We start from the raw sequence: 13,764 nt of genomic DNA on the forward strand, positions 1-13,764 counted from the left end.
TTCAGGGACAACGTAGCAGCGATTCAGCTCCTGCAGCATCTACGGGAGGAGAAGCGGGCGGCGGCACCAGAAGAACAAGCAGTTTTGGTCAAATATGTAGGCTGGGGTGGTCTGTATCAGGCGTTCGATCATCGCAACCAATCCTGGCAGCGTGAGTACCAGGAACTGGGCGCGCTTCTCAGCCAGGATGAATTCGAAAAAGCTCGCCGCTCTACTCAAGATGCCCACTACACCTCAGCAGTTGTCATTGGTGGGATCTACGAAGGCATGCAGCGGCTAGGGTTCCACGGCGGTAAAATCTTCGAGCCATCGGCCGGCACAGGCAACTTCATTGGCTTGATGCCAGAAGCCCTGAGGTTTGAAAGCCAGTTCACTGCGGTGGAGCTCGACCCTCTGACAGCTGAAATAGGGAAGCACCTTTACCCCACTGCAACCTATCTCAATCGTGGGCTGCAGGATGTAGTTATTCCCCGCGGCTATTTTGACGCTTGCGTGGCCAACCCACCCTTCGGCTCACAATCGCTTTACGACCCCCATCATCGCGAGCTTGGTGGGTTCTCCATCCACAACTACTTTCTCGCCAAATCCCTCGACAAGCTAAAACCAGGCGGCGTGATGGGCGTCGTTGTAAGCCGCTACTTCCTAGACGCAGCCAACGGCAAAGCTCGAGAGCATATCGCTGAACAGTCCCATTTCCTGGGCGCGATCCGGTTGCCCAATTCTGCATTCAAAGAGAATGCACTGACGGAAGTCACGACTGACATTGTTTTTTTCCAGAAAGCGCTACCTGGTGAGGAAACTGACAAGCGCTGGGTAAATGTCGGCGATATACGAGACCGGGAGACAGGTGCCCCAATCACAATCAACCAGTACTTCCTGGACAACCCGGGACAGATGGCTGGTCGTATGGTCATTTCCGGAAACATGCATCGCGACACAGCAGATTTAATCGCTGAGCCTGGTCGGGACCTGGCTACTGAGATTTCTGTTCGTCTGGAAGCATTACCTCGCGACATCTACAAAGCTCAGCCGTCGCCGGCCTCGGCAGAAGCAGCAGATGAAAAGCCTGAGCTGGTCTTGCCTGAGTACCTTAAGGTGGGCTCTTACTTCGTCACGGAAAGCGGGCTGATAGCTCGTCGGCTTCCTGACCAACTGGCCCAGACTGATTACCAGCTGATCACCCCCAAAAACGAACGTGCAGGCGACCGCATCAAGGGCATGGTCGAGGTTCGGGATAATCTTCGGGTCCTGATGGCTGCAGAACAATCTCAGGGTATTGAAAGCGATCTGGATATGCATCGGGCTCGCCTCAACACCGTGTACGATCGGTTCATTCGCAGGCATGGCCATATCAGCAGCCAGGCTAACCGCTTGGCCATGTGCGACGATCCTGAATATCCATTGCTGAATGCTCTGGAAAGCAATTACGACCGGGGCATCTCAGTTGATATGGCCCGCAAACACGAGGTGGCCGTACGTCCTCCTAGTGCCGATAAAGCGTCGATTTTCAGCCGTCGGGTGATGACTCCCCGACAGGAAGTGCGGCACGTAGACTCAGCAAAAGATGCTTTGGTCGTGTCCATGAACCAGGTCGGCCGCGTTGATCTGGAGCGCATGGTGCGCCTCTGCGGTCGATCCGAAGAGAACATCATTTCTGACCTACGCGGTTTGATTTATTTCAATCCTGGTAAGGATCGCTGGGAAACTGCGGACCAGTATTTAACCGGTAACGTGAAGGCCAAGCTCCGCGGGGCCATCAAGGCAGCTGAACAAGATCCACGGTTTTTGCATAACGTAGACGCCCTACGCCCGGTTCAGCCTGCTGACATCGATCCGGTGGATATTTCCGTCCAGCTGGGTTCAACCTGGGTACCCGATACCGTCGTCGATAAATTCGTGGTTCATCTCCTCGGTGATGTACAGCGGCGGATCAGCTACCAGGCAGCGCTCGGAAAATGGATCGCTGATATCGGTCAGGGCGATAACACAACTTGTCGGGTGACTTGGGGTACCGAAGCCTACCCGGCGAACAAACTGATTGAAGCGGTTCTGACTAACCGATCCATTCAGGTCAAAACTGAAGTCGGCCGGGACGATTACGGCCAGCCAATCATGCAGGTTGACGAGACTCAAACCGCTGCAGCAAACCAGAAGGCCGATGAGTTACGCCAGGCATTCGTTGACTGGATCTGGGAGGACAAAGATCAGCGTGTGTCGTTGGCCAGGCTGTACAACGACAGGTTCAACACCAATATTCCATCGCGGTACAACGGATCTCACCTCCAGCTTCCCGGCGCGTCGCTCGATATCACGCTGCGTCCCCATCAGAAGGATGGGATTTGGCGAGGCATTCAAGACGGCACAGCGCTGTTCGACCACGTCGTCGGCGCCGGCAAGACTCTGGTGTGCGTTGGGACCGTCATGGAAAGCAAGCGCATGGGTCTGCTGAACAAGCCGATGCTGGTGGTTCCCAACCATCTATTGCTGCAGTGGAAGGACGCCATCTACTCACTATATCCAGACGCTAACGGCCTGGTTGCTGAGAAGTCAGACTTCAAGAAGGAAAATCGCGAGCGCCTATTTGCCCGTATCGCCACGGGCGATTGGGATGCCGTCGTGGTGGCCCATAGCTCGTTCAAAAAAATCGGGATGCCTCAAGACACACTCGAAAAACTGCTACAGGAGCAAATTAGCGACCTGAGCAATGCAATCATCGATCTCAAGAACGACCGCGGGGACCGCATCACCATCAAGGAGATGGAGAAAGCCAAGGAGCGGATGAAAGAGCGTCTGGAGAAGAAAGCCGATACAGGCGCTAAGGATCAGGCAGTGACCTTTGCAGATCTGGGTGTGGATGCACTGGTTGTCGATGAGGCGCAGGAGTTCAAAAACCTGTTCATTACCACCTCTCTGAGCCGGATTTCTGGCCTGGGCAATCTCACAGGTTCCGAAAAGGCCTTTGATCTGTTCGTTAAATGTCGGTACCTGCAGCAGCGCTACGACGGCCGAGGAGTATTCCTCGCAACTGGCACCCCCCTAAGCAACACCATTGCTGAGCTGTATACCGTCCAACGGTACATGCAGTACGACGAACTGAAGGAACGCGGGATCGTGCATTTCGATGCCTGGGCGTCCACCTTCGGCCAAGTAGTCACCGGCTGGGAGCTGGATGCCACCGGTGTGAATTACCGACTCAACTCAAGATTTTCCAGATTTCAAAATGTGCCAGAGCTGAACACGATGTACCGAACCTTTGCGGACGTCATCACCAGGGCAGATCTGCAGCAGCAAGCCGCAGACCGAGGTACTCGTTTTCCCGTACCAAGGGTCAAGGGCGGTCGTCCTCAAAACATCATCGTTGAGCGCTCCGAGGAACAAGCGCAATACATGGGGGTTCAATCCGAGATACTGGATGATCACGGCAAGCCCACTCACCGTGCCGACGGGGGCGTCATCCGGAATTGGAACAAGGGATCTATCATCCACCGGATGGAAAATCTTCCACGGGATCCCCGCATCGACAACCCGCTGAAGATCACTAACGATGCCCGGAAGGCGGGATTAGACTTCCGATTGATTGATCCTGACTCTGACGACTTCCTTGGCAGCAAGGTGAATGCGTGTGTTGATAACGTACATCGCATCTGGGAAGCCTGGGATGCTCGCCAAGGCACTCAATTGGTATTCTGCGACCTTTCCACCCCGAAAGGAAAAAAACGGCCTATTGCTGCGCCTGAAACCTCTTGAGCAACGTGACGGTCGCATCGAGCGGCAGGGCAACATGTTTTATGAGATGGATCCAGACGGCTTTGAGATCGAGATCCTGCGATATGCGACCAAACAAACCTACGACAGCAGGATGTGGCAGACCATCGAGTACAAGGCTGCCGGCATCGAGCAGTTCCGGAATGGCGATGGCCTTCAGCGTGTAATTGACGACGTGGCCAGCGAAGCTGCAAACGCTGCCGAGATGAAGGCCGCAGCGACCGGAAACCCGCTAATTTTCCTCCAAGTTCAACTCGCTGCTGAGTTAAAGAAGGTAGAAGCGCTTTTCTCCAACTTCAAGCGAAACCAGCATGCCCTGGACAGCCGAATTGCATGGCTTGAGGAGGCTGATAAACGGGCTGATAGATCGGTCGCTCGGTGGAACGGCGAGATCGCGAAACGAAATGCCGGCACTGGCTCCGCGTTTGAGTTCAAGACTGCAGCGAAGAGCTACAGGGAGGACAACAAAGAGCAGCTCTTGGGCGCAATCCTGGGGAGGATGAAGGTAGCGGTCGACCGCAAGGCCGAGGACACGTTTCAACGTGCTGCAATCATTCGTGTGGGCACCTACAGGGGGTTTGAGATCGATGTCTCGTGTAACCGGCACAAGATTAAGTTCACTGTCACAGGTAGCGATTCGTACGAACCGGACAACCTGGTATATCGCACCGATGACAAGTTGCGCATTCCACGCCATCCGGCCACTCAGCCCACCAACATCCGGCCACCTATTCCACGCTCATCCGGCCGGGCAGTCGGAGCGCAGCGACGCAGGTTTGCATTGTTAGTCTGAAGTCTCTGTCGCCGTCAATTTCGTTGCGCGTCTGCGCATCGATTCGCCCTTCAGTTCGATCCGATAAGCGTTGTGCACCAGCCGGTCGAGGATCGCATCGCCCAAGGTCGGATCGCCGATCAGCGCGTGCCATTTGTCCACCGGCATCTGGCTGGTTACCAGCGTCGAGCGGTTCCCGTACCGGTCGTCCAGCAGTTCCAACATGTCGCGTCGTTGCGACGCAGTAAATGGCGCCAGGCCCCAGTCGTCCAGGATCAGCAAGTCGGTCTTGGCATAGCCCGCCATCAGTTTCGCGAAGCGACCGTCGCCGTGGGCCAGGCCTAGTTCTTCCATCAAGCGTGGCAAGCGCAGATAACGCACGCTGTAACCGTCGCGGCAGGCCTTGTGGGCCAGCGCGCAGGCCAGCCAGGTTTTGCCCACGCCAGTAGGGCCGCCGATGATCAGGTTCAGGCCGTCACGCAGCCACTGGCCGCTACCCAGTTGCAGGATCAGCGATTTGTCCAGGCCGCGCGGGCTGCGGTAGTCGATGTCTTCCAGGCAGGCGTTATGGCGCAGTCGTGCGGCCTTGAGGCGAGTAGTCAGGCGTGCGTCTTCGCGCTCGGTCAGCTCGCGGTCGACCATCAGACCGAGGCGTTCGTCGAAGCTGAGATCGTTGATGTCAGGCGTTGCGTGTTGTTCGCCAAGCGCCTTGATCATGCCGTGCAGGCGCAGGGTTTGTAACTTGTCGAGGGTCGGGTTAGGCAGCATTTTGGTGCTCCTTTTTCAGGTCAGTGGTAGTAGCCAGGGCCGCGCAGGTTGATGTGTTCTTCGGGCAGTAACGGCAGGTTTTGCTGGGCCAGCGGTAGCCGCTCCAGGCCTTGGCGCAGGATCGATTCGAGGCTTTTGTAACTGCACGCGCCCAGTGCCAGCGCACGCTGGCAAGCGGCTTCCAGCCGCTCTTCGCCGTGCTGTTTACTCGGGCGCAGGATGCCCAGGCAGGCGCGGAAGCCGTGCTGCGGATGGATCCGGCGCTCGAGGATGTAGGCGATGACGCCGGCCGTATTCGGGCCGGTCTGCTCTGCCCAGTGGATCAGTCGCTGCGGCGTCCATTCGGCGTGTTCGCGATGGCTCTTGGGCATGTGCTCGGTTTGGGTGGTGTGGCGGCCTTTGTGCGGTGAGCGCAGATGGCTGGCCACGCGCTGGTTGGCGTGGAAGCACTCGACGGTCTGCGCAGTCAGTCGTACTTCGAGTTGGTGCTTCACCAGCTGGTACGGCACTGAGTAGTAATGGCCGTCGACCTCGACGTGGTAGTCGATGTGTTCTGTGGTCAACCACAGAACACATCTTGTGTGGCCAAGCGATTTCTGTGGCCTTTGCTCTGCTGAGTGGCGTCGCGCTTGACATGGGGCCGTCTGGAGACCACAGAAGTCTGGCTATCATGGGCGCAGAAAATCCATCAGTTCCGAGTCAATTCGCCGTCGTGGAGTTTTGCGCAAAGGTTCCAGTTGCGCCGATTCGGGCGGACGCAACGGAATCTGGTAGCCTCCAGCGAAACTCCGCGCCGCTATAGGCCGCGCAGCGAACCAGCGTCTTGCGACCAGCCTGGTGGCCTTGCAAATGCTCCAGATAACGAACTCGCTCTGAATAGAGAGGTGTTTCCGTGTGGCGCGCGATCGATGTCGCTCGCTTGTATAGTTGATCGAACCTGAGTAAATCCTCCTGCCGAAAAAGCGCGGAATACTCATGCTGCGTTCCAAATTACCTTCACATTTCTGTGGTCTTCAGGCGGCGCCAGGTCAAGCACGACAGCGCTCAGCAGAGCAAAGGCCACAGAAATCGCTTGGCCACACAAGATGTGCACTCGCACCTTTTTCCATTCGGCGTAGACGTAAGGGTGTTCCGGCAGCGGTTGCAGCGCGGGTTGGTCGATGCTCTCGAAGGCTGCCCGGCGTGAGCCGGGCAGCTTCTTGAAGGGCTTCTGATTGAGGCGATCCAGCAGCAGCGCGATGGCTGTGTTGAGTTCGCCCAAAGAGAAGAACTGGCGGTTGCGCAGCACCGCCAGGATCCACCGCTCGACGATCTGTACGCCGACTTCGACCTTGGCTTTGTCCTTGGGTTTACGCGACCGCGCGGGCAATACGGCTACGCCGTAATGCTCGGCGAGGTCGCGGTAACTGGGGTTGATGTCCGGCTCGTAGCGATGCGCCTTGGTGACGCCGCTGCGCAGATTGTCCGGTACCAGGATCTGCGATGTACCGCCGAGAAAGGCGAAGCAGCGTACGTGCGAGCCCAGCCAGTCGGGCAGTTTCTGCGACCAGGTGGCCTCGGCGAAGGTGTAGCTGGACGCGCCGAGGACGGCAACGAAGATCTGCGTCTGGCGGATCTCGCCGGTTCGCCGATCAATGACCGGCACGGTCTGGCCGGCGTAATCAACGAACAGTTTCTCACCCGCACGGTGTTCCTGGCGCATGACCACGTCGACCTTGGCGGCCCAGAGGCGGTAGTGCTCGCAGAACCAGCTGTACTGGAAGCCTTGCGGATGGGCGAGTCGATACTCTTGCCAAAGCAGGGCCAGGGTTACGCCGGGGCGGCGCAACTCGGCGTGAACCCATACCCAGTCGGGCATCGGACGCTGATCGCTGGGAACGGCGGGCGGCGGTGGAAAAAGCCGCCGTTGCAACTCGGCGTCCGTTAGCGCAGACGGCCAAGTCAGGCCGCTGGCAGCAAAGCGATTGAGGTACTCACCGACGCTGGCTCGACCCACTTGCAAGCTGACAGCGACCTGCCGGGCAGATAGGCCAACCTCGAATTTGAGACGTAACACTTCTCGAATCTTACGCATGGATAACCGCTCCACGACGACCTCTCTGCTTCGATAAAAGAGGTCGATGGTAGTGAATTAATCCTGCGTTGCTGCCTGCTTTAAGGGTGGCCGGATGAGCGTGGAACGGGTGGCCGGATCACCGTGGAATCAGTGGCCGGATGGCCGTGGAATCCGCAGACAAGTTCAGCCTGCCAGGCTTCATCAGTCGATTAGACAACTTCCTCGACCGGTTTGAAGGGTGGCGCACCGACGCTGAGAATTCGAGGATCGGCGAACGGGATGAGCTGGCCAAGGCCAAAATAGAGAAAGGAAAGCCATTCCAGCAGCAGAGCCGATTGGAAAACCTAAGGGATGACTCGCGTGATGTGATGACAGAGCTCAAGCTGATGCAAGCAGACGACAACTACATCTCGACGTCGACGGTGCTGCAGGGTAATGCTGCACCAGAAGCGAAAAAGATGCGCGCTTGAAGAAAAAAACCCCGCTCCAGGAAGGGAGCGGGGTTTGATCTGACGCTGTGTGTCACTCCGGATAATCCTAGGGAATCCGGTCACTCTTCAAATAAGGCAGCCCAACCATTGTGAGGATCTCGAGCTGTCACGGTTGGGATGTTTCCTAACCCGATATCATGGCGTTGACCAAATAGCGCAAGGGCATTGAGTACCTCTTCCATTGTTGGCTCGGTTGTTCCTGCGAAGATTTTCAGCACTATCGTGTGTGTCGCTAAAAACCTGAGCGCCATCCCCTCCGCTGTCATCCATGGCGACCATCCACCATTTATGGGTTCCCATTCAATTTGGATAGATGTCGAATACTCATCGCACGCATACTGGACGTAAATCTGATCGTCACGCTTGAGCCCGAAGGTGATACCCGGAATCGGATTACTTTCCATGATGAGCACCTTGACAAGCGCCCAAGGCAGGGTCAAAAACGAAGTTCTCAAACTCTTTGATCAATTCACGTCCACGCGCAGTGGCCCTTGGTCGGTTCATGAGTTCACGCCTTTTGGCAGCTCGTCATCAGGGAACTGTGCGGACAGCCAACGGGCCAAATTCATAGCTTCGGTTTGCCACCGCTGGCTTAGATCCTCCACGAGCGGGAGGTTGGTATCATCGTTGAATGCCAAGGCTTCATTACGTGCAATGCGATACTGCTCGATGTCGCTCCAAATTTGAGGTGGAACGGACAAAATCCTGCCCACTGCATCCGCCTGCTTACCAAATCTTCGATCTGCTTCATAATGGCCATTTTTTTGTCACTTCCAGATGTCATTCCAAAATGCAGAGTCCGTCGAACTGGTGCTCTTGGCGTTCTGCACGGAGGGACCGCTGATGTTAGTGTCACCGCTGCTTATCACAGACCCCATTCCAGTGCCGTTAACGCCGGTTTGGTTGACCGTATCGGTTACAGCACCGTTCACTTGAGTCATGACCCCGTTGATTTCGCCGTTCACTTGGGAGGCCACACCGCGCACTTGAGAGCTCGCGATTGAACACACCTTGTCTTTGATCATTTGCCAGATTGCAGAAAGATCTGGAAAGCTTGTCGTGCCGAAAATGCCGGTAATACCGCTGATACATTTTCCCAAGATATCCGACGATGTTTTCTCTGCTGTCTCGTTTGAGTCAGCCGCGCCCTGGTCACGGGCAAGACCTGCTTCGCCACCGAGCATTGCTGCTTCACCGCTGCGGCAAGTCGCTGCTTGTACGCCAATGGAAGAACATAGAAGAAGCACAACCAGTAGCGTGCGAGTGAGTGATTTCATTGCAGGTCCTCTCGTAACCAGGAAGCGGGCGAGCATTAAGCTCGGACTCGATTTTTAGTAGGTGGCACCGGGACTTTTTCCTCGCTCACGTGACCAGCGGCCGGTGCTTCATCTTTTGGGGGGGAGGAAGGTTTTTCGCGCTCCTTGCGAGATTCAAGAAAGCCCAGCTTCTTGTGGAGTTCCTCATCGGCTTGCTTAGTCACCTTCGACTTCACAATGGTGCCACCGACGTTAAAGAGGACCTCATCAAAATGAACCTCCTTACCGTCGCCGCGGCGATTTACGGCATTGCCGTAACCGATCTGGGTCCACTTTGATTCATCATCAGTGCCTGATTCGCTTGGCTCTGAAAGCGTGATGAAGTTCGGTTTTATCTCGCCAGTCTTGGGGTCTGGATGGCGTTCATTCATGATGGCAAGCACCTGGTGCTTGACACCATCGACCTTCACAAAGCCCTGCAGGTAATCGCCTTTACCCTGATAGAACAAGACTGTGGTATCGAATGAGTCGTCATCGAGCTTGGTAACACCACGCAGGATGAGTTTGGGTTCTTTCTCAGCATTGGAATCTGACTGTGCCATATCGGCCTCCTCTGGATTGAGTTCAACCACACCATCTGCGCTTGGGAACAAGCTCACCTCGCCGCGCCCGCGCAACTGGGTGTTGTCTCCACTGATACCATCGGATTCATCGTTCTGCGATGCCATTGATGCCTGTTTCGCGATCCACTCCACTTCATCGATAGGGGCAGGCATTTGACGGCCAGCCTTGTCGAACCAGATGATTTGATCCAGCCTTGGCTCCGGCCCAAGGATTTGAAGATCAGCCTCCATCTCCTCCAAAGATTTGCCCCAAGATTCGATGGCGACTCGTTGGACTTCCCACCAGGAATGGGCTTCAACTGGGACCAGATTTTCAGCGAATTGCAGTTCCCGCTCGGAGAAGGGAACGCCGGATCTATCACTGAGCCCCCCTGGCTCACTACTGCTCAGGGGGAGGTTTTCAGACGCTACTGACAATTCGGATTCGGAAGGTTGTGCGAAGCGGCTGAGGTCGATTTCTGCTGGCTCACCGTTGTGGGTGAAGGTCAGCGGTTCGGATGCGGCTAGGTTCGGCGCCGGATTATCAAATGCTTCCTGTTCGAACATCGCTTCTTGCAGTACGAGATTCCGCTCCACTTCTTCGTCGTAATAGTGAACCTCGGCTGGTTCACCGTTGTGGGTGAAATACAGCGGCGATGCCGAATTAAGATGTTGCTTAGATAGATCACTAGGCGAGTGTTCAACCTCATCCGCGACTGCCGGCTGCTGCGCGTAGCGAGTCAGATCAATCTCGGCTGGCTGACCGTTGTGAATGAAGTGTAACGGCTGATCAGTTAGCGGAGGCTCAGCGTTGGTAGCTTGTTCTTCGTCGGAAGCGACCGGCTTGACGGAAGGCTCGGCAGATTCTGAAAAGCCACCTTTAGCCCCTTGGAGATCGTTGTGGCTAGTAACGGCCTGCCGGTGGTTTTCGAAAGATGAAAGGTATTGGCGATCGTACTCATCTATGCCTGCGATAACTGCGTCCAGATCTCCCTTCGACATTGCTTCTTGAATGAGAGCTTCCGCGTCGATCACGGCCAATGGGATCGCACCATACTTGCTCGCAGCATCAGCCAGCATTTCCTTGGCAATTGCATAGCCTTCTGAATCCGCAAGCTGTTTTTGGAAATGGCTGTTGTATTGTCCAAATTCTGACTCGAACGAGGCCGCGAACGCTGCCCTGTATGGTTCCTGAGCCATCAGCTTTTCGACAGTGGCAAATCCTTCCTGTGTGGTCTCAACTCCATTGAGCAGCAGGACAGCATGGTCCTCGCCACGCATTGAAAGCATTTTCGGATGGGTATCAAACGTTTCCGCTGGGACACCTAAATCGTCCAGCCATTTGGCATCATGTGCCTTGATTGCAGATTCTCCTGGCTCCAGTGGAGTAGGGGGTGTTACATCAGCCGATGCCTTGCCGATCACATCAATACCCCACTCGTTGCGGTGGGTTTGCCGTTCTTCATAGCGAAGAACTTGTCCTGATGTGTCTCGGACAGGCACCTCAATGATGATGTCCTTTCGACCGAGGTTCTTCAGCTCCACTTGATCGCCACGCTCAATGCTCTGTTCTTCGATTGCTCGTTCCAGCTCCACACCCCAAGTGGTCCTCGGTTCTCCGTCGGAATATTTGAGCGTGACGTAGAAACTGCGGCTGTTTGAGATATCGAACTGGTAGGGCGCAGAGCCAAACGCTAAGACTTCCCCCTGATAGTGGTTCACTGGTTCAGCTGCGGGCGCTTCAGCGGTGGGGGGATCAGCCGGTGTAGTTGCTTTTCCCGAGTCAGATGTTCCAGTCTGGGAAGACTGATTCCTCGTGGCTGTTAAATCAGGAGCCGGCGCTGAGTCCTGTCCGGAAGGTACGTCTCCGATGGGTGGTAGACCCATCATCTCGCGGCGCAGGGCATCTTGAGCTGAATTCTTCAATTCAACCTGCACGTTATGCTTGATCATTACCTCAAGAGCACGGCGCTTGAATTCGTCTGAGCCGGTCAACTCTATGGATCCGCCGAATTTCTGCTTTGCCATATGAAGTGCTGCAAGAATCGCCAGTTCGTCGTCCTGCGCTGATGCTTCCATGAGGATCTGCTGCCCATGGTCAACAAAAATCGGCTTTTCTTTCAGAAGGTAGAGAACGCTGCCATCCCGTCGCTCACGGTACGTTATGTCCTTAAGCAGCTCGCTGAGTATCACCCTTGAATCGGTTTTTGCCGGTTCGTCCCCAGGAGAGCCAGCGCTGCTGAATCCATTAAACGATTCAGCCACCTCCGACCGCGAAATAATTTGGTCGTAAACCTCCCGGTGTAGTTTCTTTAGCAATTCCGCGTATGTATCGTATGCAAAAACATTGCGATGTAATGTCGTGACTGCATTTTCTGCGGAACTAGGATCTACTGAACGCCAAGACGTGATGTCAGCGACGACCCAGTGCCTTAGCAAGGTATCGGGAATTGTGAAGGTTTCACCGTCAGTTTGGCTACTCTGAAGCCATGCCTGATACGCCTCAGCACGATGCTGAATGGCGCCATCCGGAGAGGATTCCATCGCCGTCTGCGGCGAACTGTGTTTTTCGTACACAGCTTGGCGAAACTCTTGCAGTAAAGCTTCTGATTCAACGCTCATGGGCGCTCCTGCCTCTGTGGAGGTGGTGGGGTCCTTTGCCCGTTTCGCCGCAAGCTAAGCGTGAAGTTGCGAGCTTCACATGGGTTGCTTTCGGGCTGGACCGTGGCTGCTTTAATTTCGTATTGTGTATATTATTCAAAATATCACGGTTTTGGAAGAACCGTGTACAGAGGCCGAGGCAGGCGCTTTACAGCTTCACTTGAGGGGGGCACATGTCTATCGACACTGATGAGATTCACCCGATCTGTGGGACAGATTTAGAGCGGTGGCGGATCGAGAATGGTCTGACCAAGGTGGCGGCAGCGGATGCCTTTGGCCTTCAGAAGGCCAAATGGGAGGAGTTGACCAATCCTGAGCAGTCCGCAGAGCAAATTAGTGATCCAGTGATTGCAATGCTGCTGCACCTTTACCGTCAACACCCTGCGTCATCACCTGTTCAGCCACCGCTAGACATCAGGGAGTTTTATGAATTTTTAGGGTTGCAGGATTCTCCGCAAGATCGAGACGCATTCGCTACTCTGATAGGAAGATCCCCACCCTCTGTTTATCGTCTAATGTTGCATGATGGGAAGCCAGGTAGACCGGTGATGCGATGGGTTGAAGCGCTCAAAAGACTTGCGCTCACTCCGAAGCAGTGCAAGCGCTTGATGCAGGATGTAGCAAGCAACGTAGGAGATCGTCAGAAGGTTGAAAAGGTCTTGATTAGGGGTTGGTCAAAACAAGGTGGCGCAGGTGAGCACGACTGATAAGCCAGACTCACATATTATTGAGTTATCGAGCGTATATTTTTTTTCCGGGCCGGCGCCAAGGGCAATTGCTCTTAAGGATTGCGGCGTGCCGACGAACGCCCCGATCTCGGGTGCTTTTCCGGCACTGTACGGCTATCAAAGCAAGCAAGATGGCTTCATGGCTGCACGTGCTTATGCGGACAAAAACAGACTCCAGTTCACGGTTGTAGATTTTTTGGTTGAACTGGATCAAAAGCAGAACCCGAATATGATGCGGCCAGATGACATTCCAAATCACGATTTTATATCGTTCGCTAGGATGTCCAGGAGCATGATGGATAACCTCCAGGCGGTGCTCCATGACCGCCTGGCCAGTGAAGGAATTACACCGAGTAAACTGGAGCTGGCTAAGCCCCATTTATTGTTGCAGCAACGACCGGATCTGGTGTCATCACTCATTGAGGCCCCGGGATGGGAGCATATGAAGGTGATTGCCTATCCAGCAAAATTAACCATAAGCGAAAAGCCTCTGACAGTGGGTATCGTCCCCCATTCCCACTGGGATTCGATCAAGGAAGCTTCATGCCGGTTGAATCCCGGCATCCGCATTACTCTGGAACCACCGAACCCTAGCCAGGTGGATTCAGCTACCGCGGCAGTCGGCTCTCCGTCTTTGAAAGATAGGGGCCCCCGGAGCAGGTGAT

General features: G+C 55.2%; 10 protein-coding genes and 2 pseudogenes. 5 read left to right on the forward strand and 7 right to left on the reverse strand.

The genetic code is table 11. The features are described 5' to 3' along the window. Positions 1 to 84: 84 nt before the first annotated feature. Entirely contained in the window at positions 85 to 3,747 is a 3,663-nt protein-coding gene (locus ELQ88_RS00520) for an N-6 DNA methylase (protein WP_228761521.1), read from the forward strand. After that, positions 3,725 to 4,558, forward strand: coding sequence for a hypothetical protein (locus ELQ88_RS34450; protein ID WP_228761522.1), 834 nt, complete (start codon positions 3,725 to 3,727; stop codon positions 4,556 to 4,558). Before ELQ88_RS00520 ends, ELQ88_RS34450 begins: the two co-directional genes overlap by 23 nt. On the opposite strand, the gene istB is transcribed toward ELQ88_RS34450, so the two are convergent. The 3 genes and pseudogenes from istB to istA form a co-directional block, all read right to left on the reverse strand. Beyond that, positions 4,550 to 5,305, reverse strand: a complete 756-nt coding sequence (gene istB, locus ELQ88_RS00525) for an IS21-like element ISPsy14 family helper ATPase IstB (RefSeq protein WP_138962891.1) — start codon at positions 5,303 to 5,305, stop codon at positions 4,550 to 4,552. The genes ELQ88_RS34450 and istB overlap by 9 nt on opposite strands. A gap of 20 nt (positions 5,306 to 5,325) precedes the next feature. Next, positions 5,326 to 5,856 (reverse strand): annotated as a pseudogene (locus tag ELQ88_RS00530) (IS21 family transposase); the annotation flags it as partial. 533 nt (positions 5,857 to 6,389) lie between these two features. Next, a pseudogene (gene istA / locus ELQ88_RS00535) lies at positions 6,390 to 7,379 on the reverse strand (IS21 family transposase); the annotation flags it as partial. A 140-nt stretch (positions 7,380 to 7,519) separates the two neighbouring features. On the opposite strand from istA, the gene ELQ88_RS00540 reads away from it, so the two are divergent. Further along, the gene (locus tag ELQ88_RS00540) at positions 7,520 to 7,831 is read left to right on the forward strand and encodes a hypothetical protein (RefSeq protein WP_138962893.1); all 312 of its coding nucleotides are present in this window, start codon (positions 7,520 to 7,522) and stop codon (positions 7,829 to 7,831) included. A gap of 80 nt (positions 7,832 to 7,911) precedes the next feature. Here the strand turns inward: ELQ88_RS00540 and ELQ88_RS00545 are convergent, their stop codons facing one another. The 4 genes from ELQ88_RS00545 to ELQ88_RS00560 all read right to left on the reverse strand — a co-directional run bounded on the left by ELQ88_RS00545 (position 7,912) and on the right by ELQ88_RS00560 (position 12,332). Continuing rightward, positions 7,912 to 8,256, reverse strand: a complete 345-nt coding sequence (locus ELQ88_RS00545) for a hypothetical protein (RefSeq protein ID WP_138962895.1) — start codon at positions 8,254 to 8,256, stop codon at positions 7,912 to 7,914. Between the two features lie 96 nt (positions 8,257 to 8,352). Next, a complete protein-coding gene (locus tag ELQ88_RS00550) occupies positions 8,353 to 8,565 on the reverse strand; it encodes a hypothetical protein (protein ID WP_138962897.1) in 213 nt (70 codons plus the stop codon). Positions 8,566 to 8,619: 54 nt separating this feature from the next. Further along, positions 8,620 to 9,129, reverse strand: coding sequence for a hypothetical protein (locus ELQ88_RS00555; protein ID WP_138962899.1), 510 nt, complete (start codon positions 9,127 to 9,129; stop codon positions 8,620 to 8,622). Between the two features lie 35 nt (positions 9,130 to 9,164). Beyond that, a complete protein-coding gene (locus tag ELQ88_RS00560; protein WP_138962901.1) occupies positions 9,165 to 12,332 on the reverse strand; it encodes an LPD7 domain-containing protein in 3,168 nt (1,055 codons plus the stop codon). 212 nt (positions 12,333 to 12,544) lie between these two features. On the opposite strand from ELQ88_RS00560, the gene ELQ88_RS00565 reads away from it, so the two are divergent. Together ELQ88_RS00565 and ELQ88_RS00570 are read left to right on the forward strand one after the other, a co-directional pair. Beyond that, on the forward strand, positions 12,545 to 13,078 hold the full coding sequence (locus ELQ88_RS00565; protein ID WP_178084659.1) for a hypothetical protein: 534 nt from the start codon (positions 12,545 to 12,547) through the stop codon (positions 13,076 to 13,078). Next, on the forward strand, positions 13,065 to 13,763 hold the full coding sequence (locus ELQ88_RS00570; RefSeq protein ID WP_178084660.1) for a hypothetical protein: 699 nt from the start codon (positions 13,065 to 13,067) through the stop codon (positions 13,761 to 13,763). Before ELQ88_RS00565 ends, ELQ88_RS00570 begins: the two co-directional genes overlap by 14 nt. The last annotated feature ends 1 nt before the right edge of the window (position 13,764 follow it).

Source organism: Pseudomonas sp. MPC6 (genome assembly GCF_006094435.1).
GTDB lineage: Bacteria > Pseudomonadota > Gammaproteobacteria > Pseudomonadales > Pseudomonadaceae > Aquipseudomonas.

What these genes read in the sequence shown, in the direction of transcription:
- ELQ88_RS00540 (WP_138962893.1), top strand. Translation starts at nt 7,520, where the DNA reads ATGGCCGTGGAATCCGCAGACAAGTTCAGCCTGCCAGGCTTCATCAGT.
- istB (WP_138962891.1), bottom strand. Translation starts at nt 5,305, where the DNA reads ATGCTGCCTAACCCGACCCTCGACAAGTTACAAACCCTGCGCCTGCAC.
- ELQ88_RS00555 (WP_138962899.1), bottom strand. Translation starts at nt 9,129, where the DNA reads ATGAAATCACTCACTCGCACGCTACTGGTTGTGCTTCTTCTATGTTCT.
- ELQ88_RS00565 (WP_178084659.1), top strand. Translation starts at nt 12,545, where the DNA reads ATGTCTATCGACACTGATGAGATTCACCCGATCTGTGGGACAGATTTA.
- ELQ88_RS00545 (WP_138962895.1), bottom strand. Translation starts at nt 8,256, where the DNA reads ATGGAAAGTAATCCGATTCCGGGTATCACCTTCGGGCTCAAGCGTGAC.
- ELQ88_RS00560 (WP_138962901.1), bottom strand. Translation starts at nt 12,332, where the DNA reads ATGAGCGTTGAATCAGAAGCTTTACTGCAAGAGTTTCGCCAAGCTGTG.